The organism is Scytonema sp. UIC 10036, from assembly GCF_009725235.1.
This window is the reverse complement of record NZ_WJFC01000014.1, coordinates 23258-39124: the sequence shown is the minus strand read 5'-3', so window position 1 is coordinate 39124 and position 15867 is coordinate 23258. Positions and strand designations below refer to the sequence as shown.

Genomic DNA, 15867 nt, shown 5'->3' with positions numbered 1-15867 from the left:
CTCTTTAGTTAATGTAAATAATGCCTACTTGCATACCAATTGGTGTATACTCATCCAAACGGTTGCGTAAATTAGCCGCTTTTTGGTATTGATACAGGTGATGGAAAACACCCATCTCCGATTCATCATCAGCGCCGTGTTTAATTTCCTCCGCACAACTATCTGCTAACTGACAGTATGTGGGTGTGCCATAGTGTGTGCTGTTAAACTGAGGTTGTACCCGATCGCGTTCTTGTTGTCGTTCAGCTTCTTCTGCGATCGCCTGTTCTACTAAATCGGGTTGACAATTATACCGATGTGGCGTGCGTGAGTTCGGAGTCACATAACAAAAACGAATACAACCTTGTTGTTGACGGCTGACGAATATTTTTCCGTTGAAAATACTGTTTTCTGCTAAGTCTATACTATGTACGTTAATTTGACCAAGTACAGTACTCCGTGCAATGGTTAACCGAGCGTGGGCTATGGAGCTACCTACTGCTCCAATGGCTTCCCGTTCCACATTGGTAGCATCTATTATACTATCGTAGATGTGTATGGGTGAGGGGTCAGTCTGAACTTCATCCTGGTTGACTTCAATAGAGCCAACGATACTATGTTCAATGACTGTATGTGCGTCTGTGTTGAATAGCTCTAAACTTGGTTCATTTGAGTGTCGAGGTTCGCAATCCCAATGCAATGACCAACCTGGTACTAGTGTACAGTGACGGATAAATACTGATGGTGGTTTTTGCATCCCATGTCTTGATGTCTGTACGGGCGCAATGCCTTGCGCCCCTACGCCTTCTATATGGACTCCTCGCCCGGTAATGAGTAAGCCGTCAAGGGTGAAGGAACTTCCTGAGTTGAGTGTGACATTTAACGCATCTCCGTAAGAAGTCCTCCAGTCTAGAATGCGAATGACTGGACGTTGACGATTGGCTGCACGTAATTGCAGGGTTTGAGAAGTTTCTAGGTGAATGTCAATCCGTTCTACATAGACACCGCTATCAAGAATTTCGATGACAGCACGACGAGGTTTCTCTCTCTGCCATTGTAAAATTGCTTCAGTAATAGTTTGATGGCATTCTCTTATATTTTGACTGACTTGGTACAGTGCATAGTCTTTATGCTTTCTGATTTCGTAGGGAAAGACTTCTTGTAAAAGCAACCGATTGAGGCGAATCAGTTCTTTACCTTGCAGGTTGTGCTGAACCAACCAATTGGTTCTCTCAGTTAACCTTATAGATGCAAAACGGTGTTCCTCATAAAGACTTTCGCCTAGAAGCAGTAGGTTAAGTTCATCAACGACAGCCTTAATTAATGATAGTTGGGGGGAGTAAACGGGATTGTGACTATTCAACAGGTTTTGGGTATTGAGGGAGAATTGCGATCGCATAAACTGGGATAAAGGAGAATTCTCTTTCAGTTTCGCGATCAGTCCTGCGGGATCGATCGCATCTTCTACGTCAAGCAGCAAATTTCCTTCAGGATTCAACAATGGTCTGTTGTATTCACCACCACCGATGTCAGCACTAAAACCATAATAGTAAGAAACCCAAACTCCATTTTTAGGTAATTGGCGTCGTGGAAAAACCATACGACCGAGTTCTGGGTCAACTGCGACATGGTCTCTAGGAGGTTGGTAATTCCAATCGCTCAGGTCAGCAACAATAATCTTCTCTGGCGCTACTGGTAGCACTTGTGACCCATCTCCCACCCAGATTTCTAAACTTTTGAGAAATTGCTCTGAGATTGGGCCATAATAGTCACTCATGCGAGACTGCAAAGCTCGTCGGCTGATGGGAATGGGTAAATTCCACTCACGAGGATTTTGGCTGGAATCTTCTTCGAGTACTGGGTGAGTGTAGAGAGGAATATCGTTGCCTGTTATACTGAAGGTGTAGCAATTAGGGCTCACTTCCTCCAAGCAATAAGCTGGTGTCCTAGTTACAGAGTAGGTTTTGAGCCGACAAACGAAGACCCCTACACTGGGTATATTGTATTTCCCGGTCTCATATTGAGAAAGGATTCTACGTATATCTACTATATGTGCTAATTCATCAAATGGGCTATCCAATTTACCCAGTGCATCCATTTGACACAAATTCACTGTTGTTTGACTGAGGGAACCCAAATGATTGATATTCTGCGTATAGCTAAGGAACTTATAGAACTCTACAACTCGTGCTGACCAACCAGCAATCTTATAAGCTAAGGATTCGATCAGCGCCAGGGTACCCTTGCGTCGGCGGTAGCGGATAGTATTTGCAACTTCCCGTCGGGGAATTAAAATTTTGTTGTGCTGTTGTCCTTCAAGAGTACTTGCGTTTCTCAATTTACCAGTGTAAAGGACGCTTTGGTAGTCAATGAGGTCGCCAATATATGGTACTACCCAATCTTGGCAAGTTTCAATAAACCAGTTGTCATAAAGTTGAGTGATGTCAGCTTCAACAACGTCTACCTGTTCTGTAATGACATGCAATAAATCCCGAAGGGGATAACCAAGTTCTGCATCGCGAATGCGGTAAATCGCTGGTAGGAGTTCGTAAAGACGGTCTGGTGATTTGTTCATCATTTCAATTCCTTAAGAATCAGCGTGTCCGCCACTTGGGGGCTAAGAATAGCTAATTGAGCAGGGTGGATAGGAGAATAGCGTTTACCAGCTATTGGATGAGCAAAAGCTAAGTTAACATCGATACGTTGTTTTGGCTGTGCTGTACTTATTCCCATACCCACCTTTGCTAGGTTTTCAAGTTTTATTTTTAAAAGGTCTGGTTGTTTAGCTTCGGTTTCCGAAACGGAATCTAGGATATCCACATCCACGTAATCTACCCCAGCCACTTGTTGAATCGTGCTAATGACTTCACTCAGTCTTACATCTTGACCCAGTTCCCAACGGTCAAAGCTGAAAGTATCGAGTAATGCAGCACGGATTTTCGGTTCTACTGTTTCCCATTGATAACTGGATAAAATACGTACACGAGCACTGATAATTAACAGCATAAGTTCGCGTATATCTACCCATATTGGTTGATAGGGGTTACCAAATTTGTGTAGTGCTTGGAGGAAATTACGGTATAAATCTGAGTGTTTATCAATAGGAATATCGTCAGCGCCAGCGATGGTGAGATGAACAACTTGACGAACCCCATCTGAAAGATACACAGCGCTTGCTTTACCAATACCACCAAAGTTGCGAGCAAAGTCTGCATAATCCTTGACGGAAACAGTACGGTTAAGGGATGTCATCCCCAAAGATGCATTGCGGCGGATTTGTTCGCGACTTTCAGGGTCTGCACCACCCGTTGCTGGTAAGGGATTAATGACACCTCTTAAACCTAGAGGTTGTGTCGCAAGTTGCTTGATTTGTTCTGCTCCAACATTACCCCCTTTGCCAATACCAATGCGGTAAACTGCTTTAACATTTTCAATACCAGTAGGTAACCTAACCCCATTTTTCCCATCGCCGAAGATAATAGTTACAGTGCCATCATTGTCAGTTTTAGTCATAAAGCAACGGTCAGTTGGGCTTAACTGATTCAAAGTTTCTGCTTCATACCAACGGACATCGTTAACATAGACCTCCAAGGTACTGGTAACACCTGTGGGTGTCAGCCCCGGTAGATAAGTGAGGGGTCGTCCAGAGAGGGTAAATTGTTGGTTTGCTACAGATGCATTACCACTACCCAGGATTTCAGTACGCGTCTCTCCATGAGTGGCTTTTACCACATTGCCATAGATAGTCACAGTGTCACGTTTGTAAGAATAGGCTAAAGGTTGAGCAAATTTGAGGAAGGTGTGGGGTTTATCATTAGGTAAATTAGGATTTACGTCCTGTCTGACCCCAGCCAACATAACGACTTCACTACCCTTGACACCGTTTATATTGGATGTATCATTGCGATCGCCAGAAATAATTAGCCAACGACCTGGATGTAAACCTTCGTAAAGATTATCCAGTTCAATTTCCATTTGGTCGAGGATGTCATTTTCGGTAGATGTTTCTGTTTTATTGGATACATCCAATTTGATAGGTTTTTCTGATAAAGAGAGAACTTCGCTCTTGAGATATACCGTAGTTTTACGCATTATCTCCAAAGATATATCCTCTTCTTGTAACCAAGGTTTATCTAAAGTCAGTTGTGTTACCCTAGCAACTAGGCCGTAATCTGTTTTCGATATATTCTCAACTTTTTCTACACGATAGATACACAATTCATTTTTATCAGCACGCTCGATCGCAACCCAACTTCCTGGTGTCATTTGGTCGTACTGTGCATCTAATGCTAAAACCTTTTGCAACTCTGCTGGTAGCTTATTATTTTCTACACCTGCAATTTGCCATTCTTCAAATCTATTAGTAAACTGCCCACTTTCGTTGAGAACAAGATTTAGTCCTGCGTTATGTCCAAAAGGAGCAGCTTTGATACCTAAAGCCTGAATTTGCTGTAACTCGGAACAAATCCCATTACCTGTTAAAATCTGATAAATTGCGCTACCTACAGCAGGCTTTAAAGTTTTAATTAACCACGGTGTAATGTCTACCTTTTTAGGGTCAAAGATTTGCTCGTTTGTACGCTGCAATTGTAAAGCATTGGCTGGTTGCTGTGATGGTGGTTTGAGGATTTGTTCTATTTTTTCTGCCTTAGTTGGGGTTCGCGATGAGCCACTTTGTTCTGTCTGAGTCGTGGTTTGCGAGTCAGGTTGTGGTATCGCTGGCGCAGGGGGCTGTAGTATAATCTTGGTTAGATTGTCAGCAGTTTGAAGTTCAGTCGTCTGAACCCGACGCCAAATCTGCTGCTTGTCACTATTGCCAAAGATGAATAAAAGGAGATCGTTCGTTTGCAGGTTCGCCCCTATACCCTCTAAATAAAGCTTGTCAATTTTTGAGGCGTCCGTTGGATTGGGCTTATCTGGATTTAGAGTAATCCCCTGCGGTTGAGTCATCCTGGGTTTAAGAATATTCAACTCTGCACGGGCTTCTAGTTTTTCCGATGTTTCAAATGATTGGGGGAGTCCCTCAGAAGTGGGTGTGCTTTGAGCGCGAGTACCAACGGGAATCTCTATATTGTAGCCGTCTTCAAGGGTAAAAGCTAAATAGACACTGGCGCTGACACCGGGTGATGGTGCGTATTTTGCCAAACGTGCTAATTCCACCAGGGACTGACGCTCAACTGCGGTGCGTAAATAACCTTCGTTAGCGATGCGTTCTTGATAAAATGTCAGAACGTCAGCAACTGTTGCCCATGCATCTAAGAAGGCGATAGAGGAGTCGTTAGCATCTCTTGTTTTCAGGTTGTTGAGCGCTGGAAAGCTGTTGTTAGCTAGACGCGCTTTCATTGTTTCCAAAAAGGTGGCATGGGTACCCACGCGGTATGATAAAGTAGACGAACCTGGTAGGTTTGTTATCTTCATGGGTGTCAAAATATCTACACCCGTACAGCAGCCACAGTTTGAGTTCTGGTTTGAGTGACAGCCACAGTTACAGCTTAATTTCATCTTCCACCTCGTATATCCAAAAAGAATTTACCGTTTTCGGGGAAGTTAGGGTTGTTGTCAAGTCGGGCGATTTCTAAAGGACCAATGGGTAGAAATCCTGCTTCAATCTCTCCATTTGCACCTTCAAAAAGACGTTCTAACTTTGTTATAGAGACACTTTCAACACTGGGGATAGCATGAGCGATCGCAACAAGTTGACTGAGTGCAATTCCTTTACCAAAGGTAAGATTGTCTGGATGGAAAAATCCCCGCCGTCCATCCGGTAAAATACGGTTGCTAAAAGCATCGATTAAAGCTGGTTTTACATGACCTCGTAGATAGTCAGATTTGACATATACCTCCATAGCAATGTCCAGTGGGACGCGGGTTGCTGGCTTGACGACCACATCATGACCTATGCAACGGTAAAGGTTTAAATGATTTGTTATCTCTTGAAGTAGCGTATCATCAACGTCGTCTTGATTTAATGGATCGACAATGACCAACACCTCATACCAACTTCCCATCCAGCGGAATGTTGCTGCTGCGCGTTGCACTTTGGTAGAGAAATTTTGCATCACCAGTTGAGCGTAATCATCTTCTGCGATCGCACGCTCTAACTTATCTTCCAACAAGCGCGGCGCTAATAATTTCACCTGAGATAGGGGTTCAGGCGGTGTCCCACCTATAGCAGGTAACGGCTGGTGTACTTTTAGCCTGAGAGCATTAAAATTGACATTACGGAAGACAATGTAAGAAATTGCACCAGCAGCGACATTAGCGGATAGACCGTTACCGACTCGGTAAGTAGCCCAAAAGTGAGTTCCCACTGCAGGAAGACTTCCCAACTCACCATCTCCAAAGCGTAAATGGGCTTGTCCATCATTGTCCATCTCAACAACAAAATGTTTATCTTCACCTTCGCTATCTATGAGATCGCGTTGGGGAACCCACAGATTATCATCATCCGTAGGGGCGCAAGCCATTGCGCCCGTACCACCCATTGCAACCATACCGATATTTACGACCCTACCGTGTAGATAAATGTGAGGTAACGCTTGGCGAGGGTCTTGGTTTAATAAACTAGAAGCAGGAGCTTGAGAAAAGGTTTTCTTTGAAAGAGGTTGACTGAAAGTTAAAGGTGTTTCTTGTAAGATAGGACAGAAACGGTCTGGTACAACATCAATTTTTACAAGTTCCCCTTCCTCTTCACACTTGTGCCTGACTTCTTTTCCTGAGACTGTCCCCAAATCCTCATTACAGATAGTTCTACCGTAATCGACTAAAATAACATTGCCCCTAGCAACACTAATATCCTCAACCAAAGCGCAAGACATTGTCGGGGTGCAATGCCTTGCGCCCGTACCACCCATATTTGCATTCCCCTCTGACAGTATAATTGCTGAGATGCAAAGTGTAAAAGGCAGCGCATCTTCCTTTGCCCATTCGATTTCTAGAATCGGCTGATTGTAAAGTTCGTCTATACTCGGTTTGACACTGGTAAGACGTACAACATGGCGATGGGTAACATCTGCATCCTCTGGATGACCCGTTTTTGGACCTTTGATTTCTTCAAAAACCAGAATATCACCAACCTTCAACCGCAATTTCCGTTGTGTTGGGGTATCCGTAGGGGCGCTCATGCTTGCGCCCCTACCCATATCCGCATTTGCGTCCCTACGGTCATCTTGGGAAGGTACAAACCCATCCACCAACGTAGCACTTGTAGAACCAGAAGGTAGACAGCAGGAACTTTCACCCCAAGTATAAAAACATATCCGATTATGGGTAACATAAAGCTGGATAGGTGCAGGAGTTAGAGGCTCAAACACCTCATAACTATTAGGAGGAACATCTTTTAGGTCTTCGTTAGCCCTAAGAATAGTGCCAAGGAGCGGGGCATTTTTATAACCAGTAATAAAGTAAAAGTTTTTCTTGTCTTCAAGGCGAACATCAAAATTTGTCTCTATCCACAACCAAGTCCGAGCATTACAGCCTTCATGCATGGGATAATCAATGAGACGAGCGTGGCGACGAACAGAGATTCGTTGACGGGCAGTTTCTAGATAAGCTTCTGTAGCAACAGCATCCTGATAATAACTTAAATAATCGCCAACATAGGCTAAAAGTTCTACTATAGTAATGCCTAGATCGGGGACATGACGTTCTTGCCAGTCCGGCATAATCAGAGACAAGCGGTCTAAAATCAACTGGCGAAAGCTAGCATAATCTTTTGCTAGGTAGTTAATATTCGGTTCAACCAGTTGCGGTGGTGGGCAACTTTCCTGTTGCAGGCAATCTAACTCACTGCTACAATCACTCTTGCGGAATTTAAATTGCAATTGAGCGAAGCGCGAGTCAAAATCAGGATGTTGTATCAGTTTGCCTTGCTCATCTAATGCGACTAAGCGCAAAGTGTAAGTAGAGAAATCACCCGATTGGTTGAGATTGACTTTTAAGTAAGCCTCGGAGTCTTCAGGGCATTCTACCTCTAAACTAGTCACTTGAAGATTGCGAATGCGCTGACCCCCTTCAATCCGCACGTTCTCCTTTGTTAGGTTGTCAGGTATTGTTCCCAGAAAGTAGACGTAGAGCGATGCTCCAAAGGAGCCGCTACGCGATCGCAAGTCCTCACCAACTTCCAAATAATCTAGCCCGTTTCTTCCCTGTCTGCGGACTTCGTGGCGGCGCTGTTCATTTTGACAAGTGTAGAGACGCGACATATCGCGACTATACAAAGAATTGTTCATGGTACTGTCGTCCTAAAAGTTGCTGTTTGTTCCTCACCAGTGCTTTGCACTCGATACTGCACTGTTATATAAAGACTCGAATCTTCACTCTTAACTTCCAGCGTATTGAGGTCAATCAAATCACTTAACCAGCGCTCAATAGCCGCTGCAATAGTCACTTGCATTGCTGTTGCCAGTTCTGTTCTGTTAGGTGAAAATATTAAAGACAATATGCCACAGCCAAAATCAGGGCGGTTAACCCGTTCCCCTGGAGTGGTAAATAAGAGTTGCTCAATCAAGTCGCGGATGTGATTTTCATAGCTAGTGCTAGCGGTGCGACCCCATTTGTCAAAAGAAAGTGGAAAATCAATGTTCATTACATCACCTCCAAAGCGTTGCCATTGATGGAAACTTTCATTCCATCGAGGTTTACGCTTGCACCCCGCCCGGTACTGATTTCAATTGCTGGAGTGTTTTTCAGCCTAATAGCAGCAGCTCCAACATCAGAGGCGAGACCATTGATGATTTTAATTTCGGAAGCATTTATCGCTAGCTGCATGGTTTGTCCACCTATCTTAGCTGCAATAGTGATACTTTCTTGACCACGGGTATCGTTGATCTCAATCGTACCGATATCAGTTTTCAGCACTTTTATTTCTGGGCTCGCTGGTGTCGCTGGTAATATACCCGCTCCTACCTTGTCATCAGCCCAAAAACAGCCCGTCCAGATAGGATAATCTGGGTCTCCATTTTCAAATTCAATCCAGACTAAAGCGCCTACAGGCGGAATTAAGAACAACCCAACCCCTTTTCCTGCATAAGGTACACTAGGCAGCGCCCAACCGCTTTCTCGATCGCCATACACATCTTCGACTTTAGCTCGCAATCGACCTATTTTCCACGGATCTTTGTTATCACTAACAACCCCACGGTATTTACCATAAAAAGGAGAACTTTGTTTGTTAGTACTTCCACAACCGCTATGTTCTTGTATGTTCATACTTCTACTCTCTGAGTTGTTGCGCCTCTTCCCTCACGAATGAGGGTAAAGCTTTGTTTATATTCCCCGCGCTTGATGCGGTGTGTGACTTGTTTGACGTAATAGTAGCCACCATAACTTTTACCTACACCTCGTACTCCTACCAATTGACGCACTTGCAAGACATGACCGTAGCGCACCGTATCTACTTCTCCGCTAGCAGTTACCGCATCTTCACGCGAACGTGACAGCTCTGACTCAGCGCGAAGCTTTGCTGGAATTGGGTCAAGTTTATCGCTACAGCGTAGTATGGTTTGACGTAATGGTTTTGCTGGCTCGCTAGCTAAGGGTTGACCTAGTGAAGTGGGAATCTGAACGGGAATTTGCTGTCCGGAGGTGTCATCAACAATTTCCATTTGAGGTTCAGTCGGTTTTAAAGCATTAAAGTTGAATGTAATGGAGGAATCTACATTTGTAAACGCCCCCATATTCATTGATAGTGCGGGTTGAAAAGGAGTTATGCTTCGTTTGTCCTCACCCCAATAGGCAATATTTTTACCAGGAATGTTGCTAGGCTTAATTTCAAAAATAAAACTATTTTGTTGCGCTAGTTTTTGAATAAAATCTAAGTCAGTTCCCTGCTGAGTTGTGATAAGTTTTTCCTTTGTGGGTGTATATTCGCTATTTTGCACATCAGTTGTTGACCAATATTCGCTATAGTTTTGTAACAACTGCTTAACAATATTAGAGTCAGATTGGTTTTCATAAGTCGTGCTTTTTTCTTTTAGATCGAGCATCAAACTAATGTCTTCACCAGTGACTATGAGTCTTGATTCACCTGGTTGATTACTAGGAACAACTTGATGGTTAGTAATAACTCCATCAATTAAAATTTTACGTTGAATTGGGCGATTAGTACCGACTAAGACCCCAATAATAACTGTGATAATAACTCGATTGGGAGGGTTTAATATTCCTTCGCGTAGCAACCAATAATCTGAATAATTTCTGAGTTCTTTGCCAAGACTAAAGGTCATTTGAAAGCCGCTACGGTCGCGGTCTTGCTGAGTGACTTCTAAATCAACCAGCGCATCTACCACCTCATAGGGAGCAGGTACTGGTGTGGTAGGACGACCAATCCTAAGTTCTAAGCGTATACCATTGTCGGGCATAAATTCTACCTGTTTAAATAAGAGGAATACGCAGTTTTTGACCAATTTGGGCAGTCAATTCATCAGGGTGCATGGCATTATTAGCATCACACAAACGCCAGAATTGTTCCGGATCGCCTAGATAACGAGCTGTGATATTGTCCAGGCGATCGCCTTGAGTCACTGTATGTTCCTGAAGGACTTCAAGTTTCTCAGATGGTGGGAGAAATCGGCGTTGCAGGTAAGCTACAGTTTGATTAGATGCTGTTTGCATTGTGGCCATTTTTATACCATAATAACGACTGTTAGTAGAAAACATTTTGCTCTTGTTTATGTTATAGGTGAAACTAGGTTTATCTGATGCAGGGTGTAAGGCATTGCAACCTTACAAACAGTGTGAGTTATTTCTGTAAAAACTGCTATAATAAACAAAATCATAACAACGAAGCGATCGCTCCTAGAGCATTCAAACCCAAATTCATGTTTGCAAACACTTCTTTTTGTTTATGATGCACACTAAACAAGCTACTACCCTTATGGTCAAATCTCAAATCATTCGTACTTAACACTTGCATTCCCAAACTAACTTTGGCACGAATGGGATTCAATAAGGTGTCAAATGCTTCTTCAGTGATGCTGAATTCAGTCAGGCGTACTGGTAGAACACGGTTTACACTCCACACAAATACACTTAAATCAGCTTCTATTGGCACAATCTCTAAGTTACCACTTCGGGCAAGCACATTGTTTTGCTGAATTTCGCGGCTTTTGGGATAAATAATAGTTTCTAAAGCTGCTAGTTGGGGATGTATACCGTTTACCACTGTGACAGGATTTTTTACAGGAAACTCTAGTTGATCTGTAGCATCGATTTCCGCCTCTAACTGAATTGTTTCAATGGGTGGTGCAGTGAGGCGCAAAGCTTCAAGGTGATCGCCGCCGTCAGATCCAGTCCTCTGTACTTGCAAGGTACGTCTGAGGGTTTCAGGATTATATTGTAGTGTCACCATCCCTTTGGGGAAAAAGCTGACAGAATCAAGCAGAACAATAGCTCCTTTAAATAAGCGTGGAGCACGGGGAAAGCTAGGCATAGTGATAATGTTGAATAACGCGAACCATTTTGTTTTTTCCTACTAAAAATCGTATCCTTTCCTGAATCAATAGCTAATAAATTATTTTTCGGTATTAATCAAAGCGCTGATTAATTATTTTTAGGTATATATAGCAGTCCTAAATGATTTACAAACACCTCTTCCTTGTCTTCCTTGTCCTCCTTGTCTTCCTTGTCTCCCTTATTTGGATCTCAAATAGGATTGCTATAGTTCGCCATCTTCCGTCCACCATTCACGTTCTATCATGTTCCTTTTACTCTCATATTTGTAGTGAGAAAAGTTCCCGTGCCAGTATATACTGGAACTGGGTCTGGTATCGGCACTGGTAATGATGGTTGCATAGCAGGAACCATTACCTGAAATCTCGCATTGAAGGTACTGCCTTTGAGCAATACCGCTTTTCCCCCAGATTTAACTCTTGTGGCTTTTTGATTGGCGTTTAAGGATTGAATGAAAAGTATTCCAGCGCCGGGAGTGACAAATGGCGGACTTGTGTAAGGACAACCAGGAACAATCACTCTTTTCTCGTCGCCTTCCACACAAATGGTTCTGCCTTGCACAGTAGCTCTACCAGTACCGCTCAATGTACCAGGGAATACAACAACTATTGCTTTTCCAAAGGTGGGGTTGAATATGGCTGGGTCGCCAGTAGTGAGAATAAAGTCAGACATCAGTTTTTTGGTGAGAGAATTGAAGAATAATGAGATTGATGAGAGCATCAAATTGAGTGTGTAGAGACAAAGATGAATCCAAGTCTCTACAGCAGTTGACAATGAGCCACTACCTTATTTGCATAACAGAAGTTAAGCTTGCTGACGCGCAAGCCTTTCATCCTGTCCTTATACAGATCGTATTCAAAGCTGATTGGATTGCTAATAAATTATTTTTCGGTCTTATATAGAAGCAGTGATTAATTATTTTTAGGTGTAGGAGCGGAATAATGCACCAAATAAGCTCATCATTTACGATTTGATAGCCGTGCCAACTACATACCGCACCTAACTTGATTAGGCGATACCCATGGACGGCGTCAAGCCTTGGGCTTATCGCCCACTCGTTGTTTGATAAGTTGCTCTAGTTGGTTGAGGTCTTCTTCATTCAGCCCTCCAGTTTGTCGGATTACGCCCGGTTCGTTGTGCAGTCGCTCCATGTAGATACGTATTGCTTCATCGTCCTCACGGTTCTTATCGCTCCCACCGTAGTCTGATTAATTAGTGTTGCAGCTTTTTTGGCCATTTCACTAGCACTCAGGATATCATCTTTGGCCATTTCACTAGCACTCAGGATATCATCGGGAATTAGGAAATTCATGAGGAATGTTTCTGATGAGGGTTCCGCAGCCGATCAACGAGCGATTGCTGTTTACAAATCTCCACAAAGTAGGCGCTTACTTGAAATATGGCGTTAAAATTGAGGGGGTATGTAGGTTAAAAATACAAATGCCTGCTAAGGATATTTACCATAATGCTGTGAGATTCGCATTGCTCAAGGATGGCTGGGAGATTATAACAGAAGATTATACTTTGGAATATGGTGGAGATCGCTTATATGTGGATATTGCCGCTGAAAAATCGATTGCGGCAGAAAAACAGGGGCAAAAAATACTTGTAGAAGTCAAAAGCTTCTTAGGTCGCTCGTTTATTAATGATTTAGAGCAAGCTGTGGGTCAGTATGTTGTTTATCGCGATATTTTACTAGAGACGGCATCAAATTTTCAACTGTATTTGGCGATTACACAAGGAACGTATAAAAGTTATTTTCACCGCCCATTAACCCAAATGATTATCAAGCGCAATCAGGTTAAATTGCTAATCGTTGATGCAGAAAGTGAGGTAATTGTGCAATGGATAGATTAAAGTATCATCGTCAAATTGTCCAAGAAGTTTTAACAGAATATTTTCAATTGAATGACAAATCTGGCTCTACAACTGAAAGTGCTTTAGCCTTTGATGAGGTACACGATCAGTACCTTTTGCTGTTGATGGGTTGGCACAAAGATGAGCGGATTAAGAGTGTGATGATTCATATTCGTTTGCTGGATGACAAAATTTGGATTGAAGAAGATTGGACAGAGGATGGTGTGGCGACGGATTTGTTGCACAAAGGTATTGCACGGGAAGAGATTGTTTTAGCATTTCATCCACCTCATGTCAGACAATATACTGAATTTGCGATCGCTTAGTTTTTTTAAATTGCCATTGTCAATTATGTTATGATATATAGCTGCTCTCACAAGAGATAATATGAACACTCATACCGTCAGTTTACCTGCTCCCCTCGAATTAAATGTTGACTTAACTGACGAGCAATTTTTTCAGCTTTGTCAAAATAACCGTGACTTAAGATTCGAGCGTACAGCTACAGGGGAATTAATTATTATATGCAATAGGTGCAGGAATATCCTGTGTTTCAATGCTAAAATTAGCAGAAATTTCTAACTTTAGGGATGCATGTAATTAGCAAGGTGAAATTGCGGGAATTCTGGGTTCAACACATTTTGATGGTTCTTAATTTTGAATGCGTGACTTTTGACTTTTGAATTCGGAGCGAAGTGAAGTGACCCCTACTTCTAGTCAACAAACCTACATTGACTTACTGATTCAGCATCAGCTATCGCCGTGCGACTGAAGTTGAACCAGCAAATAATAGGGTAATCGCTGTTCGCAGAGTGTGCGCTTTGCGCTCAGGCGGGGCGAAGCCCATCGCACGTTCATTAACCTTCATACATGGGCGATCGCTTGACTTTTGGTCATCGGCGAGTTTATGGTTGTGTTTTATTTTACGCATCATTCCTCTCGGTGAAGACCAAAAATTCCACAACCCAAACACAATAGTTTTTTGGAAAAGTATCTTATACGAAAGATGAGGCGTACACCCCAAAGCTAGACGCACTTCGTGTATCGCACGCTTATTAACCTGACTACCGATCGCATTCAATAATAATCACAATTGCTGTTATTATTTCTTGTAAATCGGAAGTTGATAAAGCTCCTAGTTGACGAATAAATCTTTGTAGGTCAACGCTTCAAAGCTGTAACACGTCAGCAGATGATAGTTTGGTTAATCCATTTTCTCTTGTAGGTGTTAGATAAATATGCCAAAGATTATCGCTAAAAGATGATTGCCAATTGGTAATTGGAACAACTAATTTAAGAGGAAGTTTTCCAATATAATCTGAGTTGACGACAACCGCTCTTCGAGTTTTTTGATTTCTGCGCCAATGGTTGGATCTAAGTTAATCAGCCAAATTTCACCCCTTTTAGGATTGATAGTCATAGATTTCACCGTTCTCAAAATTTAGCCAATCAATACATTCTTTATCTTCTTGATAATAGTCAATCATTGCTTCTGCTTGTTCGGTTAAAATGCGACGACATTCTTCTATTGGGAGTTGTCGAAAAGCTTGGCGATCCATTGACTGACTGGGTACGATTAAAATCACTTCTATGGTTTGTCCTTCTGGTAAACTGGGAAGGGTAATCTCAAGACGGTTGCCTTTTTGAACGGTTGTGGTTAGATAATGTGTTTGTTTCATGAGTTTTGATAATGGGAGTAGATTAGGGTTAGTATTTTGGGGAATTAATCACTAAAATTCTAACTCTGTTTAAGGCAATGGGCGATCGCTCTTTTGATCGCCGCTTTCAGTCACAAATGTTTGATCCAAGTGTACGCCAGCCTCTACGCTCTTCTCCAAAAAATACGATGTCTGCGACTGGCTGCGCCTGCGTTCATCAGCAACAATCCCACAGCCAAACCAAAACATATTAGTGGCGATAGCGAGCCAATTGTGTTATAATAGTAAAAATTTTATAATTGTGCCGTCGTAATGAAATAAAAAGCGATGTCTGCTGCGGGTTGCGCCTACGCACATTTTATGAAATAAGTCTAAGCTAAAAGTAGGTAAATTGCCTTTAAGTTGAAAATGTATGAATGACAACAATAAACAGATTTACAATTACACAGTAATTCTGGAAAAAGAATCAGATGGAGGTTATCACGCTTTTTGTCCTGTTCTCAAAGGTTGTCATTCTCAAGGTGATACTTTTGAAGAGGCCATTGAGAATATTACAGAAGCTATTGAATTATATATTGAAAGTTTAAAGGCTGATAATCAGTCAATTCCTCAAGAAGATTTAATTGTTAAGCCTTTAAGTATCAAGGCATGAGTAATTATCCCAGTGTTAAAGCTAAAGATTTTATTAGAGTCATTGAACAATTAGGTTTTTATTTTGACCATCAAAAGGGGAGTCACGCTATTTACAAGGATATTTATATACGTTTAAAAGATGAGAAAATTTGGATTGAGGAAGATTGGACAGAAAATGGGGTAGCGACAGATTTGTTGCTCAAAGGGATTCCAAAAGAGGAAATTGTTTTAGCATTTCATCCACTTCATGTTAGACAATATACCGAATTTGCCAGCGCGTAGCCGCTTT

General features: G+C 42.3%; 17 protein-coding genes and 1 pseudogene. 5 read left to right on the top strand and 13 right to left on the bottom strand.

Features of this window, described 5'->3' with window-relative positions; all coding sequences use genetic code 11:
• Positions 1-4: 4 nt before the first annotated feature.
• The 9 genes from F7734_RS08975 to F7734_RS08935 form a co-directional block, all read right to left on the bottom strand.
• The gene (locus F7734_RS08975) at positions 5-2557 is read right to left on the bottom strand and encodes a hypothetical protein (RefSeq protein WP_155744344.1); all 2553 of its coding nucleotides are present in this window, start codon (positions 2555-2557) and stop codon (positions 5-7) included.
• Positions 2554-5481 carry a putative baseplate assembly protein gene (locus F7734_RS08970; protein ID WP_155744343.1) on the bottom strand — a complete coding sequence of 976 codons (2928 nt, stop codon included), beginning with the start codon at positions 5479-5481 and terminating at the stop codon, positions 2554-2556. The genes F7734_RS08975 and F7734_RS08970 overlap by 4 nt, the downstream gene beginning before the upstream one ends.
• On the bottom strand, positions 5478-8210 hold the full coding sequence (locus F7734_RS08965; RefSeq protein WP_243146767.1) for a putative baseplate assembly protein: 2733 nt from the start codon (positions 8208-8210) through the stop codon (positions 5478-5480). The genes F7734_RS08970 and F7734_RS08965 overlap by 4 nt, the downstream gene beginning before the upstream one ends.
• Entirely contained in the window at positions 8207-8566 is a 360-nt protein-coding gene (locus F7734_RS08960) for a GPW/gp25 family protein (RefSeq protein ID WP_155744342.1), read from the bottom strand. Before F7734_RS08960 ends, F7734_RS08965 begins: the two co-directional genes overlap by 4 nt.
• On the bottom strand, positions 8566-9189 hold the full coding sequence (locus F7734_RS08955) for a phage baseplate assembly protein V (RefSeq protein WP_155744341.1): 624 nt from the start codon (positions 9187-9189) through the stop codon (positions 8566-8568). The genes F7734_RS08960 and F7734_RS08955 overlap by 1 nt, the downstream gene beginning before the upstream one ends.
• Entirely contained in the window at positions 9186-10340 is a 1155-nt protein-coding gene (locus F7734_RS08950) for a hypothetical protein (RefSeq protein ID WP_155744340.1), read from the bottom strand. Before F7734_RS08950 ends, F7734_RS08955 begins: the two co-directional genes overlap by 4 nt.
• Positions 10341-10353: 13 nt before the next feature.
• Entirely contained in the window at positions 10354-10593 is a 240-nt protein-coding gene (locus tag F7734_RS08945) for a LysM domain-containing protein (protein ID WP_243146766.1), read from the bottom strand.
• A gap of 160 nt (positions 10594-10753) precedes the next feature.
• The gene (locus F7734_RS08940; RefSeq protein ID WP_155744338.1) at positions 10754-11410 is read right to left on the bottom strand and encodes a hypothetical protein; all 657 of its coding nucleotides are present in this window, start codon (positions 11408-11410) and stop codon (positions 10754-10756) included.
• 263 nt (positions 11411-11673) lie between these two features.
• Positions 11674-12102, bottom strand: a complete 429-nt coding sequence (locus tag F7734_RS08935; RefSeq protein WP_155744337.1) for a hypothetical protein — start codon at positions 12100-12102, stop codon at positions 11674-11676.
• A 720-nt stretch (positions 12103-12822) separates the two neighbouring features.
• Between F7734_RS08935 and F7734_RS08930 the strand changes: the two genes are divergently transcribed.
• The 3 genes and pseudogenes from F7734_RS08930 to F7734_RS63220 form a co-directional block, all read left to right on the top strand.
• Positions 12823-13287, top strand: a complete 465-nt coding sequence (locus F7734_RS08930) for a XisH family protein (protein WP_243146765.1) — start codon at positions 12823-12825, stop codon at positions 13285-13287.
• Positions 13275-13613 carry a XisI protein gene (locus F7734_RS08925; RefSeq protein WP_155744336.1) on the top strand — a complete coding sequence of 113 codons (339 nt, stop codon included), beginning with the start codon at positions 13275-13277 and terminating at the stop codon, positions 13611-13613. Before F7734_RS08930 ends, F7734_RS08925 begins: the two co-directional genes overlap by 13 nt.
• 61 nt (positions 13614-13674) lie before the next feature.
• Positions 13675-13812: pseudogene (locus F7734_RS63220) on the top strand (Uma2 family endonuclease); the annotation flags it as partial.
• 229 nt (positions 13813-14041) lie between these two features.
• On the opposite strand, the gene F7734_RS08915 reads toward F7734_RS63220, so the two are convergent.
• The 4 genes from F7734_RS08915 to F7734_RS08900 form a co-directional block, all read right to left on the bottom strand.
• On the bottom strand, positions 14042-14221 hold the full coding sequence (locus F7734_RS08915) for a hypothetical protein (RefSeq protein ID WP_155744335.1): 180 nt from the start codon (positions 14219-14221) through the stop codon (positions 14042-14044).
• Between the two features lie 235 nt (positions 14222-14456).
• Positions 14457-14600: a hypothetical protein gene (locus F7734_RS63215; RefSeq protein ID WP_347566155.1), complete on the bottom strand. Its 144-nt coding sequence runs from the start codon at positions 14598-14600 to the stop codon at positions 14457-14459.
• A gap of 90 nt (positions 14601-14690) precedes the next feature.
• Positions 14691-14966 carry a hypothetical protein gene (locus F7734_RS08905; protein WP_155744334.1) on the bottom strand — a complete coding sequence of 92 codons (276 nt, stop codon included), beginning with the start codon at positions 14964-14966 and terminating at the stop codon, positions 14691-14693.
• Positions 14967-15035: 69 nt separating this feature from the next.
• On the bottom strand, positions 15036-15194 hold the full coding sequence (locus F7734_RS08900; protein ID WP_155744333.1) for a hypothetical protein: 159 nt from the start codon (positions 15192-15194) through the stop codon (positions 15036-15038).
• A 163-nt stretch (positions 15195-15357) separates the two neighbouring features.
• Between F7734_RS08900 and F7734_RS08895 the strand changes: the two genes are divergently transcribed.
• Positions 15358-15597, top strand: coding sequence for a type II toxin-antitoxin system HicB family antitoxin (locus F7734_RS08895; RefSeq protein WP_155744332.1), 240 nt, complete (start codon positions 15358-15360; stop codon positions 15595-15597).
• A complete protein-coding gene (locus F7734_RS08890) occupies positions 15594-15860 on the top strand; it encodes an element excision factor XisI family protein (protein ID WP_155744331.1) in 267 nt (88 codons plus the stop codon). Before F7734_RS08895 ends, F7734_RS08890 begins: the two co-directional genes overlap by 4 nt.
• The last annotated feature ends 7 nt before the right edge of the window (positions 15861-15867 follow it).